Annotated in this window: 16 protein-coding genes; 11 read left to right on the top strand and 5 right to left on the bottom strand. The window is 53.9% G+C overall.

Annotated features, from left to right (window positions below; genetic code table 11):
* The first annotated feature begins 345 nt into the window (after positions 1–345).
* Positions 346–3,015, top strand: coding sequence for a nitrate reductase (locus Q8W22_RS15210; RefSeq protein ID WP_305452911.1), 2,670 nt, complete (start codon positions 346–348; stop codon positions 3,013–3,015).
* 15 nt (positions 3,016–3,030) lie between these two features.
* Here Q8W22_RS15210 and Q8W22_RS15205 read toward each other — a convergent pair whose 3' ends face one another.
* On the bottom strand, positions 3,031–3,399 hold the full coding sequence (locus tag Q8W22_RS15205) for an META domain-containing protein (protein ID WP_303434562.1): 369 nt from the start codon (positions 3,397–3,399) through the stop codon (positions 3,031–3,033).
* A 509-nt stretch (positions 3,400–3,908) separates the two neighbouring features.
* On the opposite strand from Q8W22_RS15205, the gene rsxA reads away from it, so the two are divergent.
* Genes rsxA through Q8W22_RS15175 form a run of 6 tightly spaced genes read left to right on the top strand, consistent with a single transcriptional unit; the run spans position 3,909 to position 9,875 of the window.
* The gene (gene rsxA / locus Q8W22_RS15200) at positions 3,909–4,490 is read left to right on the top strand and encodes an electron transport complex subunit RsxA (RefSeq protein WP_303434563.1); all 582 of its coding nucleotides are present in this window, start codon (positions 3,909–3,911) and stop codon (positions 4,488–4,490) included.
* A gap of 22 nt (positions 4,491–4,512) precedes the next feature.
* Entirely contained in the window at positions 4,513–5,133 is a 621-nt protein-coding gene (gene rsxB, locus Q8W22_RS15195) for an electron transport complex subunit RsxB (protein WP_303434564.1), read from the top strand.
* On the top strand, positions 5,130–7,448 hold the full coding sequence (gene rsxC, locus Q8W22_RS15190) for an electron transport complex subunit RsxC (RefSeq protein ID WP_305452909.1): 2,319 nt from the start codon (positions 5,130–5,132) through the stop codon (positions 7,446–7,448). Before rsxB ends, rsxC begins: the two co-directional genes overlap by 4 nt.
* Positions 7,448–8,494, top strand: coding sequence for an electron transport complex subunit RsxD (gene rsxD / locus Q8W22_RS15185; protein ID WP_303434566.1), 1,047 nt, complete (start codon positions 7,448–7,450; stop codon positions 8,492–8,494). The genes rsxC and rsxD overlap by 1 nt, the downstream gene beginning before the upstream one ends.
* Positions 8,494–9,162 (top strand): electron transport complex subunit RsxG, encoded by a 669-nt coding sequence (gene rsxG / locus Q8W22_RS15180; protein ID WP_305452907.1) that lies wholly within the window; start codon positions 8,494–8,496, stop codon positions 9,160–9,162. The genes rsxD and rsxG overlap by 1 nt, the downstream gene beginning before the upstream one ends.
* Positions 9,162–9,875 (top strand): electron transport complex subunit E, encoded by a 714-nt coding sequence (locus tag Q8W22_RS15175; protein ID WP_305452906.1) that lies wholly within the window; start codon positions 9,162–9,164, stop codon positions 9,873–9,875. Before rsxG ends, Q8W22_RS15175 begins: the two co-directional genes overlap by 1 nt.
* 193 nt (positions 9,876–10,068) lie before the next feature.
* Here Q8W22_RS15175 and Q8W22_RS15170 read toward each other — a convergent pair whose 3' ends face one another.
* Positions 10,069–12,195, bottom strand: a complete 2,127-nt coding sequence (locus Q8W22_RS15170) for a TonB-dependent receptor (protein WP_305452905.1) — start codon at positions 12,193–12,195, stop codon at positions 10,069–10,071.
* A 331-nt stretch (positions 12,196–12,526) separates the two neighbouring features.
* Between Q8W22_RS15170 and Q8W22_RS15165 the strand changes: the two genes are divergently transcribed.
* Together Q8W22_RS15165 and Q8W22_RS15160 are read left to right on the top strand one after the other, a co-directional pair.
* The gene (locus Q8W22_RS15165; RefSeq protein ID WP_303434570.1) at positions 12,527–12,964 is read left to right on the top strand and encodes a BlaI/MecI/CopY family transcriptional regulator; all 438 of its coding nucleotides are present in this window, start codon (positions 12,527–12,529) and stop codon (positions 12,962–12,964) included.
* Positions 12,954–13,862, top strand: coding sequence for a M56 family metallopeptidase (locus Q8W22_RS15160; protein ID WP_305452904.1), 909 nt, complete (start codon positions 12,954–12,956; stop codon positions 13,860–13,862). Before Q8W22_RS15165 ends, Q8W22_RS15160 begins: the two co-directional genes overlap by 11 nt.
* Positions 13,863–13,957: 95 nt before the next feature.
* Here Q8W22_RS15160 and Q8W22_RS15155 read toward each other — a convergent pair whose 3' ends face one another.
* The 3 genes from Q8W22_RS15155 to Q8W22_RS15145 all read right to left on the bottom strand — a co-directional run bounded on the left by Q8W22_RS15155 (position 13,958) and on the right by Q8W22_RS15145 (position 16,280).
* Positions 13,958–14,749, bottom strand: a complete 792-nt coding sequence (locus Q8W22_RS15155) for a sulfotransferase family 2 domain-containing protein (RefSeq protein WP_305414105.1) — start codon at positions 14,747–14,749, stop codon at positions 13,958–13,960.
* Positions 14,750–15,144: 395 nt separating this feature from the next.
* The gene (locus tag Q8W22_RS15150) at positions 15,145–15,849 is read right to left on the bottom strand and encodes a cytochrome c biogenesis CcdA family protein (RefSeq protein WP_303434573.1); all 705 of its coding nucleotides are present in this window, start codon (positions 15,847–15,849) and stop codon (positions 15,145–15,147) included.
* 2 nt (positions 15,850–15,851) lie between these two features.
* Positions 15,852–16,280, bottom strand: coding sequence for a thioredoxin family protein (locus Q8W22_RS15145; RefSeq protein ID WP_303434574.1), 429 nt, complete (start codon positions 16,278–16,280; stop codon positions 15,852–15,854).
* Between the two features lie 363 nt (positions 16,281–16,643).
* On the opposite strand from Q8W22_RS15145, the gene Q8W22_RS15140 reads away from it, so the two are divergent.
* Complete coding sequence (locus tag Q8W22_RS15140) at positions 16,644–17,657, top strand: amino acid ABC transporter substrate-binding protein (protein ID WP_305414104.1); 1,014 nt, start codon at positions 16,644–16,646, stop codon at positions 17,655–17,657.
* 67 nt (positions 17,658–17,724) lie between these two features.
* Positions 17,725–18,921 carry an amino acid ABC transporter permease gene (locus Q8W22_RS15135; protein ID WP_305452903.1) on the top strand — a complete coding sequence of 399 codons (1,197 nt, stop codon included), beginning with the start codon at positions 17,725–17,727 and terminating at the stop codon, positions 18,919–18,921.

The following is an 18,921-nucleotide window of genomic DNA, read 5'->3' as shown; positions in this document are numbered from 1 at the left end:
GGACTCGTCATTTCGCTGCATTCGTCGCCTTGCTCTGAACAACGGCAACACTCGCGCAGAGCCGTGCAGGATTAAATGGATGTCCCCCATAGGCAGCTTCTTCACACCTCACCAAACGTGCCACCAGCATCACGATTTCTGGCAATTCAGAATGATCAGACAGCCGTTGGCATTTTTCTTGAATGTTTACTTTCTGAAATCTGTCGACGCTTTGGCTCGACCATGTGCATTGCCGGTACCAGCGTAGGTACCGCTCATCATTGTTTTACTGTTGTGCAAACAGAGCATTGGCGCTCACTGACTTATGTCAGTGGGCGCTTTTTTTTTGCGTATTGGAAAGCCCTTATGACCCAGACTCACAGCACCGCCAGCATTACCCACACCACTTGCCCCTATTGCGGCGTAGGCTGTGGCGTAACCGTCCGTCAGCATGGCAATGTGCTCTCACCGGTATCCGGTGACATACAACATCCTGCCAATGCTGGCCGCCTGTGCGTCAAAGGATCTTCATTACATGAAACCGTCGACCAGATTGACCGGCTGCTTTATCCCACGGTATTGGGTAAACGTACCAGCTGGGACAACAGCCTCAATCTGGTGGCCGACAAAATGCAGCAAGTCATCCATGATCACGGCCCGGATGCCGTGGCCATTTATGCGGCCGGACAAATCCTGACGGAAGACTATTACGTTGCCAACAAACTGATGAAGGGGTTTATCGGCAGCAGCAACCTGGATACCAATTCCCGCCTTTGCATGGCATCTGCCGTGGTTGCCCACAAGCGGGCTTTTGGCTCCGATACCGTGCCCGGCTGTTACGACGATCTCGAAGAAGCCGACCTGTTGATTCTGGTCGGCAGCAATGCCGCCTGGGCACATCCGATTCTGTTTCAACGTATCGCCGCCGCCAAGCAGGCCCGCCCCGAGATGAAAGTAGTGGTCATTGACCCACGCCGCACCGCCACCTCTGACCTGGCCGACTTGCAGTTATCGCTTCGTCCCGGCAGCGATGCCCTGCTGTTTAACGCCCTGCTGTGCTGGCTGAGTGATCACGATGCCCTCGACCACGATTTTATCCAGCAACACTCGGAAGGCTTTGCCAGTACATTACAAGCAGCGCGCGACAGCACCCCGGACTCATTGCAGGAATGCGCCCAACAACTGGGCCTGGACAAGCACGATCTGGAAACATTTTTTCAATGGTTTGCCAGCACCGCCAAAACCGTCAGCGTTTTTTCACAAGGCATTAACCAAAGCAGCAGCGGCGTCGACAAGGGTAATGCCATTATTAATGCCCACCTCGCCACCGGACGGATCGGCAAACCCGGCGCCACTCCCTTTTCCGTCACCGGGCAGCCCAATGCCATGGGCGGCCGTGAAGTCGGTGGTCTGGCCAACCAGCTGGCAGCGCATATGGACTTTTCTGCCCCGGAGGTCGACCGGGTACGGCGCTTCTGGCAGGCTCCCAACGTTGCCACTCGCCCGGGCCTTAAAGCCATTGAGCTGTTTGATGCCGTCAAGCGCGGCGATATAAAATTCCTCTGGATCATCTCCACCAACCCGCTGGTCAGCATGCCGGATGCCGATGACGTCAAGGCCGCCCTGGCCCGTTGCGAACTGGTGGTCGTCTCTGACTGCATGGCCAATACCGACACCACGGCCGCCGCCCATGTGTTATTACCCGCCGCCAGCTGGGGAGAGAAAAACGGCACCGTCACCAATTCCGAACGCTGCATCTCCCGCCAGCGCAGTTTCTTGAGCCCTGCCGGGGAAGCCAAACCGGACTGGTGGATACTGGCTCAGGTCGCTCAGCGCCTGGGATTCGAAAAAGCCTTTGACTACCAGCACCCAGCCGAGATTTTTGACGAATACAGCCGCCTGACCGGCTTTGAAAATAACGGTGAACGCGACCTCGACCTGTCTGGCCTGAGCGGCCTGAGCCGGGACCAGTACGATGACATGGCCCCCACACAATGGCCGGTCAATCGCCAGTACCCACAAGGCCGCAAACGCTTTTTTGACGACCAGCGGTTTTACACCCCCAGCCAGAAGGCCCAATTTATTGCAATCACCGCGGCACTGCCCGCCTCCCGCCATCAGGATGGCAGCCTGATCATGAACACCGGCCGGGTACGCGACCACTGGCACACCATGACCCGCACGGCAAAATCAGCCCGACTGGCGCAACATATTCGGGAACCTTATGTGGATATTCATCCAGACGACGCCAAGCGCCTGACATTGGTCGATGGTGCCCTGGCCCGCATCAGCAATCATCGGGGGAAAATACTGCTGCGCACCAATATCACCACTAACCAGCGAGCGGGAGAAATCTTTGTTCCGATGCACTGGACCAGCCGCTACGCCAGCGCCGCCCGCATGGGCGTATTAATCGATAAAAGCTGTGACCCGTTTTCCGGACAGCCAGAACTAAAATACACCGGTGTCGAAGCCGAACCTTTCCCGACCGCCTGGCAGGGCATGATACTCAGCCGCCATGACCTCGGCGCTGTTCCTTGTGACTATTGGGTGTACGGCCTCAACGACAGCTGTCACGGCTATGAAATCGGCGGTAACCAGCCTCTTGAACAGATACAAGACTGGGCACAACAGCAACTCCCCGACGCCGAATGGCTGACCCTGCATGACCCGGACACCCAACATATGCGGCTACTGGCGATTGTGGATCAACAACTGGCGCTGGTACTGTTTGTTCATCAGGATCAGGCCATTGGCACCCGCCAGTGGCTGGTGGAACAGTTTGCCCAGACCAGCCTGACCATTACGGAGCGTAAAGCGCTGCTGGCCGGACGCCCCCTAGAAGGTGTCGTTGATCAGGGGCGTATTGTCTGCTCCTGTTTCGGTATTGGTGAAAACACCATTCGCGACGCTATTCGCAGTGGCTGTCACTCCGCCGACCAACTGGGTGACACGCTGAAATGTGGCACCAACTGTGGCAGCTGTGTACCAGAACTGAAGGCCCTGATTCAAGACACCCACAGCGAGTGCAGTTAATCTGAACGACCTTGTTCAGCTTTTGGTCGATTTGGGAATCAGCTTCAGTAATGCCCGACCCTCGTCATCGGTCAAGAGCAGCCAGGTATCATGTAACCAGCGGTATTGGCTGGCTCCCTGTAAGGCCGCCAAAAATCTCTGTTCCTGCATCATCAGGGCCGGAGCACAGGCTTTGCGGGTACTGATCAGTTGATCAAAACGGATATCACCATTATCCAGCTGCTGCCAGCGCCCGGAGTACTGATTGCAGCCGGAGGAACCGCTCACCTGGCCATCCATCCCAAAATTCACGGTAATCATGGAGTAATCGATGATGCCGCCCTGGTTAATATCCTCCACCTGCCATTCAAGCGCCGACGCCAGACTGGTTGACGCCGATGCCACAGCCTCTTGCTGACCAGCCGTGGAATCGTTACTGACAGAGGCAGGGACTGGACTCTGACTGCTGCAAGCCCCCAAAGCGGCAACCATTATTATTGAGGAACATAACCTAACGATCGTTTTCACAGCGACTCCCGATACCTTTTGTCAGTAAATTGAAAAGACCGATTATGACCGATACCATCCAGAAAATATCCGGATTATATAACCGCGGCCATGATCAAATCAGCGCCCCATGCCGTTAAAGCAACAGTGTCGAGGGGGTATATCGAGGGTACGTCGGGCCAACATCGCAAGCAGCCCCGCGGAACTCCAGTTCAGCCCAAACGACGGATGCGTGATACTTTTGTGTCATTCTTGTGCCCGAAAGTGATCACCACCTCTAAGGTTATTCCTAAAACAACTTAAAACTATCCCTTTTAATACTTGAGGGAAATAATAGAAGTTTGGGATAATACGCCCCCTGATTTTCAGGCTTGGCTACTTTTTAATCACAGCGGAGCAACCACTGCATGACCGAGTATTTACTGATTCTGGTCAGTACCATTCTGGTAAACAACTTTGTACTGGTACAGTTTCTCGGTTTGTGTCCATTTATGGGCGTTTCCAACAAGCTGGAAACCGCCATCGGCATGGGTGCCGCAACCACCTTTGTGCTGACACTGGCCTCGCTGTGCAGTTATCTGGTGTACACCTTCCTGCTGGTGCCACTGGAACTGGTATACCTGAAAACCATCAGCTTTATTATGGTGATTGCCGTCGTTGTCGGTTTTACCGAATTGGCTATTCGGAAAACCAGCCCATTGCTGTATCGGGTTTTGGGTATATTCCTGCCCCTTATTACCACCAACTGCGCCGTTCTGGGCGTCGCCTTGCTGAACATCAAACGCGATAACAGTCTGGTTGAATCCATCCTTTATGGCTTTGGCGCTGCGGTTGGCTTCTCTCTGGTTATGGTGCTGTTTGCCGCCATGCGTGAACGTATTGCGGTCGCGGATGTACCCAAACCTTTTCAGGGATCGGCCATTGCCATGGTCACCGCCGGTTTGATGTCACTGGCATTTATGGGATTCACCGGCCTGGTCAGCATCTGACCGGAACGAACAAGGCACTATTATGACAACAGTTCTGATTGCAGTAACCGTACTGGCGATTCTGGCCCTGATTTTTGGTGCCATTCTTGGTTTTGCGGCAGTACGTTTCAAGGTTGAAGGCAACCCCATCGTTGACCAGATCAACGACCTGCTGCCGCAAACCCAATGTGGCCAGTGCAGTTACCCTGGCTGCAAGCCTTACGCCGAAGCCATTGCCAACGGCGAGAAAATCAACAAGTGTCCTCCCGGTGGCGAGGGTACGATTCAGTCTCTGGCGGATTTACTTGGTGTTGAGCCAGAACCACTGGATGCCGAACACGGTGCTGAAAAAGCCCTGCCCACCGTCGCGGTTATTCGTGAAGCCGAATGTATCGGCTGCACCAAGTGTATCCAGGCTTGCCCGGTAGACGCCATTATTGGTGCCGCCAAACAAATGCACACCGTTGTTGCAACAGAATGTACCGGCTGTGATTTGTGTGTTGAGCCGTGCCCGGTGGACTGCATCGATATGGTGCCGTTAACACCGACGACCAACACCTGGTATTGGCAAGCACCCACCCCCGGGGTTGAGTTGATTGCAACCGATCGTCAGCCCAATACCCACGACACCAGCAGTAATGACCACAAAGGACAAGCCGCATGACCCATCAGATTCAGCTGCACAGCTTTGATGGGGGTATTCACCCGGCAGAAAACAAACAGCAAAGCACCCGCACACCGATTCGCCCTGCACCACTGCCCGCCCTGCTGACGCTGCCACTGGGCCAACATATCGGCGCACCGGCAGTGCCTTGCGTTGCTGTCGGTGAACGCGTGCTTAAAGGTCAGCTTGTCGCGCACGCAGATGGTTTTGTCAGCGTGCCCCTGCATGCGCCCACTTCCGGTACGGTGGTGGCGATTGAAGACCGGCCGGTTCCCCATGATTCTGGCTTGACCGCGCTTTGTCTGATCATCGAGCCGGATGGCCAGGAACAGTGGATCGAGCACCAAAGCCTGCTGGATGAACTGGGGGTCACGTCTCTTGAAGATATCGCCGCCAGTGATCTGGTTGAGCGTATTCGTGGCTGCGGTATCGCTGGTATGGGTGGCGCGGGTTTTCCGACCGCGGTCAAACTGGCCGTTAAACGTGACGATAACGGCAACAGCCCGATCAATACCCTGATCATCAACGGCGCCGAGTGTGAACCTTATATCACCGCCGACGATATGTTGATGCGTGAACGGGCCGACGAGGTGATTCATGGTATCCGCGTATTGCTGCATATTCTGGGTGCCCAGCGTTGTCTGGTAGGCATCGAAGACAACAAGCCAGAAGCGATTGCCGCGTTAAACAACGCATGCCAGTCGCTCGACCAGTCCAGCCAGATCAGTATCGTTGCCATTCCGACCAAATACCCGTCGGGTGGTGAAAAACAGTTAATCCAGATTCTGACCGGCGAGGAAGTACCCTCTGGCGGCATTCCCGCCAACCTGGGAATCGTCTGCCAGAACGTCGGCACCGCCAGCGCCATTTATCGTGCGGTTTACCATGGCGAACCACTGATCAGCCGCATCACCACCGTCACCGGTGACGCCGTCAGTGATCCCGGCAACTGGGACGTCATGCTGGGAACACCGGCATCGCACCTGTTGCAGTTATCCGGCTATCAGCCACAGCCATTGCCACGCGTCATTATGGGAGGCCCGATGATGGGCTTTACCCTGCCGGATGACTCGCTGCCGCTGGTCAAAACCAGCAACTGCCTGTTAGCCCCCAGCGTGACAGAAATGCCCGTTAACGAAGCCGCCATGGCCTGTATTCGTTGCGGTATGTGTACTCTGGCCTGTCCAGCACAATTATTGCCACAGCAATTGTACTGGTTTAGCAAGGCAGAAGAATTCGACAAGGCCGAACAGCACAACCTGTTTGACTGCATTGAATGTGGTGCCTGCTCGTACGTTTGCCCCAGCCAGATTCCGCTGGTGCAGTATTACCGCCACGCCAAAGGGGCGATTCGTGAAGAACGCGCCGCCCATCAAAAATCCGAACAGGCCCGTGAACGGTTTGAACGTCGCCTGGCTCGACAAGAGCGTGAAGCTGCTGAAAAAGAAGCCAAACGCAAGGCCCGGGCCGAAGCCGCTGCTCTGGCAGCAGCCAATAAAAAAGCCGCTGCCGCGGCGGAGAACAGTGCTTCAGCCACTCCCGCCGCCAGTGGTGGCTCAAGCAGTAGCCCAGTGGCGGCGGCCTTGACCTCGCCAGCGCTGGAAAAACTACAAAAGCAGCTGACTGCCGCCCAGACCGCGATCAGCAAAACCAAAGAAAAACTCTCGGCTGCACAACAAGCGTTGTCCGCCGGGGACGAAGACCAGCAAACCAAGGTAGCAGCCCTGGAAAGTGCACTGGTCAAGGCCCAGACACGGATGAAAGATCTGGCCAAAGACATTGCCGCCGAGAAAAAAGCCCTCAAGGCGCAACCGGCAGCCGCGACAGATACCGCCGCCGGCCCCGACAAGGGCGACCCCAACAGCCCGGAACGGCTGCAACGCAAATGGGAAACCGCCCAGGCACGCCTGGATGCCGCCATCAAGCGACTGGAAGAAGCCAAGGCTCAAGGTCTGGATACGGTCGCAGCACTGGAAACCGGCATCGTCAAACAGCAACAGCGAGTCGATGAAGCCAAGGCCGCCTGGCAAGCCGTAACCGGCGCGCCGGTAGCGACAAACACAGACAGCACCGAACCCAGCAGCCAGTCCTCCGCAGAGGCCGACGCAGTACGTAAAAAAATCCGTGCCGCCCAAGACCGCCTCAACAAGGCACAGGAACGACTGGCCATGGCCCGAGAGCAACAACTGGATACCGTCGATGCCCTGACTCTGGGTGTTAACAAACAGCAGGACAAGCTCAACGCCCTGACTCAACAGCTGGCTGAGCTGGAGCAAACTGCCAGCCAAACGACTACCACAAGTGGAACCGACTAATGGCGTTGATGACCCTTTCTTCCCCTCACGCACACGGTAACAACAGCACCCAAAAGGTGATGCTGACGGTCACTCTGGCCACCCTGCCAGGGCTGGCGGTAATGACCGCCTTGTTCGGCTTTGGCACACTGATTAACGTGGTGCTGGCGGCACTGTTCGCGATCGCCACCGAAGCCCTGATACTCCGGATTCGTCAACGTCCGGTGATGTTCTTCCTGAAAGACAACAGCGCCCTGCTCACCGGGGTACTGATTGGCCTGGCGCTGCCACCGCTGGCCCCCTGGTGGATCACCCTGGTGGCCACGGCGTTTGCGATTATCTTCGCCAAACAGCTGTACGGCGGCATGGGCAACAACCCGTTTAACCCGGCCATGATCGGTTACGCCCTGGTGCTGATTTCCTTTCCACTGCAGATGACCACCAACTGGGCACTGTCCAGCCAGATGGGAGCTTCCGTTGCCGGGCTGGGTGATGCCCTGTCAGTAATTTTTGCCGGTGGCAGTGCCGACGCCTTTAGCGGTGCCACACCGCTGGATACCTACAAGCACCTGATCAGCAATAAAACGGCCACAGAAGTCCTGACCGACACCACCTTTAATGGCTGGCTGAACGGTGGTTGGGAATGGGTCAATCTGGCCTTTCTGGCCGGTGGTCTGGTGCTGCTCTGGCGACGTATCATTACCTGGCATATTCCGGTGGCCATGCTGGCCGGACTGTCGCTGTGCTCACTGATACTGGGATGGGACGCCGATATGTACACCCCGGCTTCACTGCACTTGCTCAGTGGCGCAACCATGTTGGGAGCCTTTTTTATTGCCACCGACCCGGTATCAGCGGCTACCACGCCACTGGGAAAACTGATCTACGGCGCCGGCATCGGGATTCTGCTCTATATCATCCGGACCTGGGGCTCTTACCCCGACGCGGTGGCCTTTGCCGTGTTGCTGATGAACTTTGCCGCTCCCTTTATTGATGCCTACACCCAGCCACGCACCTATGGTCATGCCAAGGCCAATCGCGGCCTGAAAAAACCGGAGGCCAAATAATGAAAGAGTTACTGGCTTCCATTCAGCGTAATGCCATTGGCCTGGGACTGTTTGCCATCGTCACCGCGGGTGCCATCGCCATCGCCCAGGTCGGTACAGCCGACCGCATTGCCCATAACATGCGTTTGGCGCAGTCCCGTGCGCTCAACGAAATCATCCCGGCCAATCAATACGACAATGACCTGCTCACCGACGTGATCAGCGTAAACCGGAACTTTGATACCCGGCTGTTAGGCCCTCTCCCCGACGATGCCAGTATTCATCTGGCGCGCCACCAGGGACAGGTGACGACCGTGATTTTGCCGGTGGTCGCGCCAGACGGTTACACCATGGAGATCGGCTTGCTGGTTGGTATTCATGCCGATGGCCGCCTTGCTGGCGTACGGGTAATCAGCCACCGCGAAACCCCTGGACTCGGTGACAAGATCGACCTGAAAAAATCCGACTGGGTCATGGCATTCAACGGCAAGTCATTGCTATCCCCAGCAGAAAGTGCCTGGGCCGTCAAAAAAGATGGCGGCGATTTCGACCAGTTTACCGGTGCCACCATTACCCCAAGAGCGGTCGTGACTGCGGTCAAACACGCGCTGCAGTTTTTCGAACGACACCAAACCCAACTGCTGGGCTATCCGCTGCCTGCATCGGCCAGCCGTGTGGAGAATCATTAATGGCTACCAAATCCCTGCGGGATATTTCCCTCGACGGCTTATGGAACAACAACCCGGCACTGGTCCAGTTACTTGGCCTTTGTCCATTGCTGGCGGTGACCGGTTCGGTTGTGAACGCCCTGGGCCTTGGCCTGGCCACCATGATGGTGCTGATTGGCTCCAACTTTTCGGTCTCGCTGATTCGTAACCACGTACCGGATGCGGTGAGGCTACCCGCCTTTGTGATGATTATCGCCTCCTTTACCACGGTCGCCGAACTGGTGATGCAAGCCTTTACCTACGAGCTGTATCAGGTGCTGGGGATCTTTATTCCCCTGATCGTCACCAACTGCGCGATACTGGGCCGCGCTGATGCCTTTGCCTGCAAAAATCCTATCCTTCCCTCCATCGTCGACGGCTTTATGATGGCGTTGGGCTTTACCGCCGTCCTGGTGGTGCTGGGTGCCATGCGTGAAATACTGGGTCAGGGTGTGATTTTCTCCAATATGCAGCTGCTGTTTGGAGCGGATGCCGCACACTGGAAAATAGAGCTGTTCAGCGATTACCCGGATTTTCTGTTTGCGATTCTGCCACCAGGTGCCTTTATGGCCATGGGCTTGCTGATTGCGGTGAAGAACATCATTGATGGCCGCATCAAAGCGGCGGCAGAAGCGGCCAAGGTACCAACGGAAGTCGGTGGCAAACGAGTACGAGTGACCGGCAAGATCGGCTGACCCACACAATATCACCGCAGGGCCCGGCTTCGTCCGTGGCCATTTCACCCTGGAATAACCGGAGCGGGAAATAACCAGAGGGAAATAACCGGGACACCCAAATCAGGATGGACTCAAAACACGGCTGCCCATCAGCGGAGCAGCCGCATCGCAATAACAGCCCCAGTCTCCAGCCCCTCCAGCAACCCTGCCGTTAAAACATCAGTGCCGCACTCATCCGTACCGTGCGCGGCTCCATCACATGGTAGTGCAAGCCTTCCTGCGCTTCGCTTTCTCCAGCCAGCTGGCTTTCGTACCAGTAGTCGATGTCGTGGTCATCGCTATCGAGCAGATTGAGTACTTCCAGACCAAACTGCCAATTCTGTAACTCCAGCTGTGTGGCGGCATTAAGCACCAGGTTGCTGCCTGCCCGTTCCGAGTTATCTTCAAGCAACGCACGGGGGCCAATGTAGCGCATACGCAAGCTGCCAGACCATGGCTGAGCGGACGGCGTCGCTCCAATATAGGTCAAGCCAGCCTGAGCGACGGATTCCGGAGCACCCGGAATGTAGTCGCCATCATCCGAGCTGTCGCGAAAGCGGGCGCGGGTATAAGCGTATTCCAGGTCGGCGTTCCAGGCTTCGGTAAGGTTGAGGTAGCCGGTCATTTCTATCCCTTGCCTGCGTGATGACCGGGTGGCTTCCGTGTTACCGGCGTCACCAACAAACAGCAGCTCGCTATCAAGATCCAGTTGCCACAACACCAGTGAAGCATTCAGGCGTTCGGCTATCAGACCACGCACGCCCAGTTCATAACCGATGGAGTCCACCAGTGGATCAACGGCATCAACGTCGCTGCCATCCGCCGGATCCACCTGAATAGTGGTACCGCGCGCATCGTTGGAGTGCAGCCCTTGCCCGATCGACAGATAGATTTCCCGGTTTTGATCCGGTGCGTAGACCAGGCTGCTTTTCAACGACAGGTTAGTATCATCCGCAGTGCCGCTGTTAGCGCTCAGATCAACGCCGTTCTGGTTCACATCCACCCGGCTGTCTACGTCAAAATCAAAGTAGTCGTAACGTACGCCAATCATGGTGCGCCATTTCTCGTTCCAGTACAGCGTGGTATCGGCAAACAAGCCCAGGCTTTGCTGGGTCACTGCGTCGCTGCGAATGGTACCAAGGCGCTGGCGCTCAGTGGTGTGATACAGACCCACTTCATCAATATCATCAAGCTGGTAATCCGCCCCGATGCGGGTACTGGCAACCACACCGGCCAGCTCGGATTGCTGCCGATATTCGATCTGGCCGCCGTAGATCCAGCGATGATCGACCTGTTCAAACTGATCACCATTGTCGCTGTCATCCAGGTAATAAGTGAAGTTCGACCACAGGTTCATATTGTAGCGAATAGCGTAGGCCGACAGGCTCAGGTTGGCGCTTTGCCATTGGCTATTGATGCTGTAGCGGTCACTCTTGCCGCCGACAGTGTCGTCAAGCGAACCCAGTTCATCAATCTGGCCGCTGGCCACTGCCCGTTCCGGGATCTGATCGGCGCTGTTCCATTGGTTGTCGTAACCCATCAGGCTGATCGACCAGTCGCCACCGGCTAGCGGCTGGCGGTATTTCAGCCATACATTGGTTTTATCAATGTCTTCGCTCACATCCGTCCAGGGGCCATCGTAACCCTGTTTTTCCAGGGCGTAGAAGAAGTCCCCCGTACCGGTGTTAACACTGTCCATCAGCAAGCCGCGCTGATAGGCATCCTGCCCCAGGGTGATTTTGGCGAGGCCATTATCCAGCCGGGAAGCCGTCGTGAACGCTGCGTTGCCGGAGCTACTGAAGTCACCAACGCTGGCGTCGTAACTGCCCTTCTGGTATTCCAGCGATTGAATTGCTTCAGGAATCAGGAAGTTCAGGTCGGTGTAACCCTGACCATGTCCGTGACTGCGCATATTGACCGGCATCTCGTCTACCAACACGGCAAAGTCGGTGCCATGGTCAAGATTAAACCCCCGCAGGAAATACTGGTTGGCCTTGCCCGAACCACTGTGTTGGGTCACCACCATGCCGGGGACCAGTTCCAGCACTTCACCGGTGCGCAGCAACGGGCGCACCTCAATGGCATCCTGATCAACGTACCCTTCGGAAGCAGAAATGGCCTCTCCCAGCATCGGTTTGCGGCCAAACACATGAATACTTTCCAGGTCATGATAGCTATCGTCCATGTCGACGCCATGCGCATGGACCATCGCGGACAAACAGGCCAATACCATAGCCTGCGGCAAGACAAGCAGTGTATTAACCGCTGAATAAATAGAGGCGGAGCGTTTACGATTCATAAAGATTCCCGGATTACGGCCGTGCTTGCAACGGCTTGCCAGCCACGGTGTGGACAGTGTTATCCGGGGGATTGAAGCATTACAGGCCAATACCGATAACAGCTCGGTGTTGGCCATCGGTTATTAAAGATTTGCTTTCCAGATTTGCTTTCCAGATTTGCTTTCCAGATTTGCTTTCCAGATTTGCTTTCCAGATTTGCTTTCCAGGTGCGTCTCTCCGCTAACACCAGCTCCAGTCTGGGGCTGGCAGCAAAAAACACCTTAACAAACACCTTAACAAACAACGGAAGGTGTAAGATTGGGTCATCAAGTGGAAAATACTCAATCTTTTATGACCGTCTCACTGAAACGCTGGCTTGGTTTTCATCGCTGTCACTCCCGCACCCCAACGCTGGGTGAACGGGAAATTCTGGTGATGGAGCTGCTTTGGCAGCAGAGTCCGCAATCAGCCCAGTCTTTACAAGTACAGCAAGAAAACATCAGCCTCAGTACAGTGCAGAGTACCCTTGAGCGTCTGCACCGCAAACACCTGCTGGCACGGGAGAAAAGCGGCCGCTCCTATCTATACCGGCCACTGCTGCAGAAAGCTGATCTGGTGGCCTGTTTATTGTCTGATATAGCTACAGATCTCGGCGATGCCAACGGCCAGGCACTGGTCGCCGGGTTTGTCGACTATCTGTCGGCCACGACTCCGGAGGCTCAAGGACAGTTGCGCCAGGCACTGGAACAAGACACCCCCTCAGCCGCCAACCCAAGCAATGATCAATAATCTGGCTCCTGAACTGACCGATGTATTTCTTGGTGGAGCCGTGGCGCTTTGTGGTTCTGCCTGGTTGTGCAGCCTTCTCACCGACCGGCTGTTACGTTTCGGCACCAGCTCATCTGCCCAGCAAGAGCGCTGGATCTGGTATTGGAGTCTAATGCCCTGGATGGTTGGCTTGTGTGCAGGCCTTTGGCTGGCCAATCCCGACTGGCTTGGCTTCTGGTTTATCCCCCACTGTCACGGTGATCTATGCGGCGTCCATGCACCAGAACTGATTGAGTATTCCGCAACGGCAATTAACAGCCTGCTGGCCCTGAGTCTGGGATTGGCCATGGTGCTGGGGTCGCGCCTGTGGCAGCTACAGCGGCGGCATCGGCAACTGCAATTGATGCAGCACCTTTCAACTCTGGATCGCCAGCGCAATATTCGACTGGTGCCATCGACAAGGCGTCTGGCCTGGTGTGTTGGCTTTTGGCAGCCGGTGATTTACCTGTCACAAGGTTTGTTTGATGAACTGACCGAACGCGAACGCCGACTGGTGTTGATTCATGAACACAGCCACCAATGGCGGCGCGACAATCTCAGGCGCTGGTTGCTGCAACGGCTACTTTGGTGCTGGCTGCCACAGACCCGCCGTCGATTAATATCCATGTATCATCAAGTAACTGAACATATCGCCGACGAACTGGTGTTGCAGCAAGGCTTTCAGCCACACGAGCTGACCAATCTGCGCGATCGCATGGCGACGAGTGATCCAGCATTGGCTTCCGAAACGGTTCTGCCATCAGCGTCGACAGCAACTGGCCGCTATCTGACAACCCTGCTGGCGCTGTTGGCCATCGTACAAATATTGCTGTTCGGGATGTTGCTGCACCCACTGCTGGATTATCTGTTTCTGCACTGAGTGATCCGCCACTCATAAACAGACACCCATTGTTGAAAGGATGCCTACATTCAGCTGAAATGGGTGTCCATCTTTAGTCGTGACACAGCAGGAAATTAAAACAACAAATCCCTGGCATCACATCTTTTTTTATAAAGGGTAAAGTCTTTGGCATAAACACGTTTTACCACCTCTATTAACTTGGGTGTATATAAAGAAGCAGGACTAGGGCACTTTCCTTGCCTCTTTAATATCGAAATATCAAAAGCATTTATTTGACTATAATCTTTATCATCCAATAGTTCATAACCATCAATACCATGCATGGTCAGTGGTCGAGCATCGATCACATCAAGAGAAATCTTCTCTTTTAATGTGCTTATCGCTTTGGAAAAATTTTCCAAAGAAAAATAATCAGAATATTCTTTATACAATAAAAAATCACTTTGTTGACACCAGTGAATATCACTATTCAAAATATCTTTCTTTTGCAAAGATAAAACAAATGACTCAAAGGTCAAATCATCTAATTCAATGTTTCGATTCAGAACATCCCGATACATCCAGGCATTTATCTCTTTCGCAACAAATTTATCAAGAAAAACGCTTGCCAGGCGCCTGAACGGGCAACGTAAAACAACAAATTTATAGTTGGCTCGCACTGCTTCTGCCAAAGAAGGCATAAATGTACCATTATTATTATGTATCCAATGGCCTTGCTCTATTCCATCAATACAACCATTAGCGACAGCAACAGATAGACGCATAGTTGAACAGCCATTTTTAGGTATAAAACTATAAATAGCATTAGCATGAAACAACGTCATTGCATGTTGCATCGCAAACTGGTGTTGATCATTTTTCGGCAGGGATAGCTGACTTCCAGATGAGTATTTAAACAATGACATAATAATCCTGATTCTGGTTCGAGTAATTTATTTTAATATAAAATCACAAGAATTTACATAATACATTCCTGATAATCAAGCCATCTTTTTTACAATAGAGCCAGCCGAACGAAATAAATCCGAGAAAATCTATTTCAACTTGTGGTTATTGGTTCTATTCTTTAATTGCCATCCAACATTTTATTTGTAAGATTCAGCAGTAATTTCTGGGATTTTCATGAATAAACAAGCGAATAAGCCGGACAAAAATAAGCCGGACACCCACTATTAAACAGATACCTATATTTCATCCTTCCAATGGGTATCCATTCAAGAGCGTTAGTGGGTGTCCACCTTCAGCATCCACCTTCAGCATTAGTCCATCAATTCAAGTGCATTCAAGTAGGTGTCCATCTTCAGAAACTGACCATCCAGGTCGGCAACCAGCCCACCGCCCAGCGTTCTGCCAGTTTGTCGATCCCCAACAGCACCGCCAGACCCAGCAACAGCATCATGCTGCCCAACAGGTATTTGCCAGCACGACCACCGGAAATCATCCGATTATTCAACCGTCGTAATGCCGCCGATGAGGTCAGCCCTGCAACGATCATTACCGCTGCGGTTCCCAAACCAAAGGCCAGCATAATCACAAAGGCCAATGCCAGATCCTGCCCTACCGACGCCAGTGCAATCGCCGCTCCCAACGTTGGCCCCACACAGGGCAACCAGACAATACCGGTTAACAAACCAGTGCCAAATGGCCCCATCCAGTCGAGTTTGGCGCTGTTGATATTGCGTCGCGACATCCACATCGACAAACGCAGGGTCAGCGCATCCGCCAACGGCCGGATCACCAGAATCAGCCCCATCACAATCAACAGTGCCGCCGAGAAGTAACGGAACAGTTCCGGGTCCAGACCCAGACTGACCAATACAAAGGTCAGCAGCGAACCGGCAATCGCAAACGCCAGACTGAGCCCGGCTCCCATTGCCAGCACGCCCATCTTGCCATTGGCACGGGCAACCCCGACAGTCATCGGCAATAGTGGCCAGACACAAGGAGAAAGAATGCTGAGCATACCGGCAACAAATGCCAGCGGAATCGACGAAAACTCCAGCATGATCAGCAGCCGATCCGTTGTTTCAAGGCATCTGTGATCACATTTTGCCGTGTTTCAGCGACACTGAACCAGCTACGTTCACCGCCGGTATACAACACAAAAGTGGACTGCCGTGGTGCCTTGAAATGACGCACCCATTCTTTTTGATCATCAAAGTCGACCTGTAAAATGGTCAGATCACACTGGGCATGCTCTTTCTGGAAGGCAGACAGTACTTCGCCCTGCAACTTGCAGGTCGGACACCACACCGCATGAATATCAACCAGCACCGGGGCTTGCTGCTCGACCAGTGCCTCAAACCGCTCTTGTGTGAAGGGTTCAAACAGGCCTTCGGCGGCGGTGGCCCAATGGGAAAAAAATGCCAGACAAGCCATCAATAGCCAGTTATTCCGGCTCGTCGTCGAGCGCAGGAAGTTAACAGAACGGGACATAAACATACTCTTGTAGTCAGGGAATTTACTTTACAGTCGTTTATCAGACTGTTTTCTTACAGGTAATTCCTGCTTCAACGCAAAAACCCCACAAAAAAAATCGCTCCAAAACAGGGCAAAAAACAATCCCGATCGCCCAGAATTAATGCATAGCCAGTACAGTTCTGGATAAAAATGCCAGAACTGCGTCTTGTATTGCCCATTGTATTTTGCCGACCTAGCCACGATGCTGATCACAAGGGGTCATGAACGATTTCAGTGCATTATTTGAGCAACAGTAACTTATTGGCACTTTTATTGAATAACAGAGCGAAGCAAGCAAACGCTTTTATTACTCGATACTACTCACACAGGGAGCACACTATGTTGAAACAAGTGACGATGGCTGCAACAGGCCTCGTACTCGGTCTTTCTATGACAGCACAAGCCGGAACGCTGGAAGATGTACAGAAACGAGGTTCCGTATCCTGTGGTGTCAGCACTGGACTGGCCGGTTTCTCTCAAAAAGATGAAAAAGGCAAGTGGAGCGGTATCGACGTTGATGTCTGTCGCGCCGTTGCTGCTGCCGTACTGGGTGACTCTGACAAGGTTCAGTACAAGCCACTGACCGCCAAGGAGCGTTTTACCGCGCTGCAATCTGGCGAAGTCGATATGCTGTCCCGTAACACCACCTGGACCCTGACCCGTGACGTATCACTGGGCCTGAACTTTGCCGGTGTCAACTACTACGATGGCCAGGGCTTTATGGTTTCGAAAAGCCTCGGTGTCAGCAGCGTGAACGACCTTGACGGTGCTGCGGTTTGTATTCAGGCCGGTACAACTACCGAACTGAACCTGGCGGATTATTTCCGCGCCCACGGCATGAAATACACCGCGATCACCTTTGATACCTCCGACCAGACCCGTTCCGGTTTTGAAAGTGGCCGCTGTGACGTACTGACTTCCGACCAATCCCAGCTGTATGCCCTGCGTATTGGCCTGAAAAAGCCATCAAGCGCCATGGTATTGCCAGAAGTCATCTCCAAAGAACCTCTCGGACCCGTAGTACGTCAGGGTGACGACGCCTGGTTCAACGTTGTGAAATGGTCACTGGCTGCCTTGATTGAAGCTGAATTCCTCAATGTCACCAGCAGCACGGCATCCAAACTGGCCAAGTCCGGTACACCGGAACAACAACGTCTGCTGGGTAACACCGGCGACGCAGGCTCCAAACTGGGCCTTGACGCCAAGTGGGCCTATAACATCGTCTCTCAAGTAGGTAACTACAGTGAAGTCTTCGAGCGTAACGTCGGCTCTGGCTCACCACTGAAAATTGCCCGCGGCCTCAACGCCCAGTGGAACAAGGGCGGCATTATGTATTCCAACCCGATCCGCTGATCGCCACGATGACATTCACCCGCCTTTTGGCGGGTGAATGCGTTTTACCGGATACAGAGAGAGACCTATGACCAACGGTACGCGCCCTACCCAGCCTGCGGGCTCGGCTCCCGCGTTTTATAATAACCCCCGTTTCCGTGCCTTGTTTTACCAGCTGCTCCTGGTAATCGGGATCGGATATCTTGTATTTCTGATCATCAGCAATACCCTCGCCAATATGGAATCCCGGGGTATTCAGACCGGCTTTGATTTCCTCAGCACCACGGCCGGCTTCGACATTCTGATGACCCTGGTGGATTACGACGCCACCCATACCTACTTCGATACGTTTATTGTTGGCTTGCTCAACACCATACTGGTCGGTGCTATTGGTATTGTGCTGTCCACCATCATTGGCTTTTTGATGGGTGTTGCCTATTTTTCCAGCAACTGGCTGGTACAGCGCCTGTCAGTGGTGTACGTCGAAATATTCCGCAACATCCCTCTGCTGCTGCAAATTTTCTTTTGGTACTTCGCTGTCCTGGCGGCGTTACCCAGCGCCCGTAACAGTTACAGCCTTGGAGACGCTTTTTTCCTGAATATCCGCGGGCTGTATTTGCCCAAGCTGATTAGCGAACCCGGTGCCGGTCTGGTGTACGGCTCGATCGTTGCGGCCATCATCGGTATTTTTGCCCTGTACCGCTGGGCCAAACGCAAACAGGAACTGGAAGGTGTACAACTGCCGGTATTACGTCTGTCACTGGCCTTGCTGATCGGTTTGCCACTACTGGCAACCCTGCTGTCCGGTATTCCTTTCACGCTGGATTACCCGCAATTAAAAGGCTTCAACTTCCGTGGTGGCATCACCGTTATCCCCGAACTGATGGCGCTGGCGGTTGCCCTGAGTATCTATACCGGTGCCTTTATTGCCGAAGCTGTGCGCGCCGGAATCCAGGCCGTGCCTCATGGCCAGACCGAAGCCGCACGCAGTATCGGCCTGAAAGACAGCCAGATCATGAAGTTGATCGTTGTACCACAAGCCATGCGGGTTATTGTGCCCATGCTCAACAGCGAATATCAGTCGCTGGTGAAAAACTCGACCCTGGCAACAGCCATCGGCTATCCCGACTTGTTTACCGTCTTTGTCGGTACCAGCCTGAACCAGACTGGGCAAGCCATTGAAATTGTCTTTATGACTCTGGCCGTCTACTTCGCCATCAATATGACCATTTCGTTCACCATGAACTGGTTCAACAGCAAAGTCAGCCTGGCAGAGAGGAAATAA

The sequence above is a fragment of the Oceanobacter sp. 1_MG-2023 genome (assembly GCF_030689025.1).
Lineage (GTDB): Bacteria > Pseudomonadota > Gammaproteobacteria > Pseudomonadales > Oceanobacteraceae > Oceanobacter.
The sequence above is the reverse complement of the archived record's forward strand: the minus strand, read 5'-3'. Positions and strand labels throughout refer to the sequence as shown.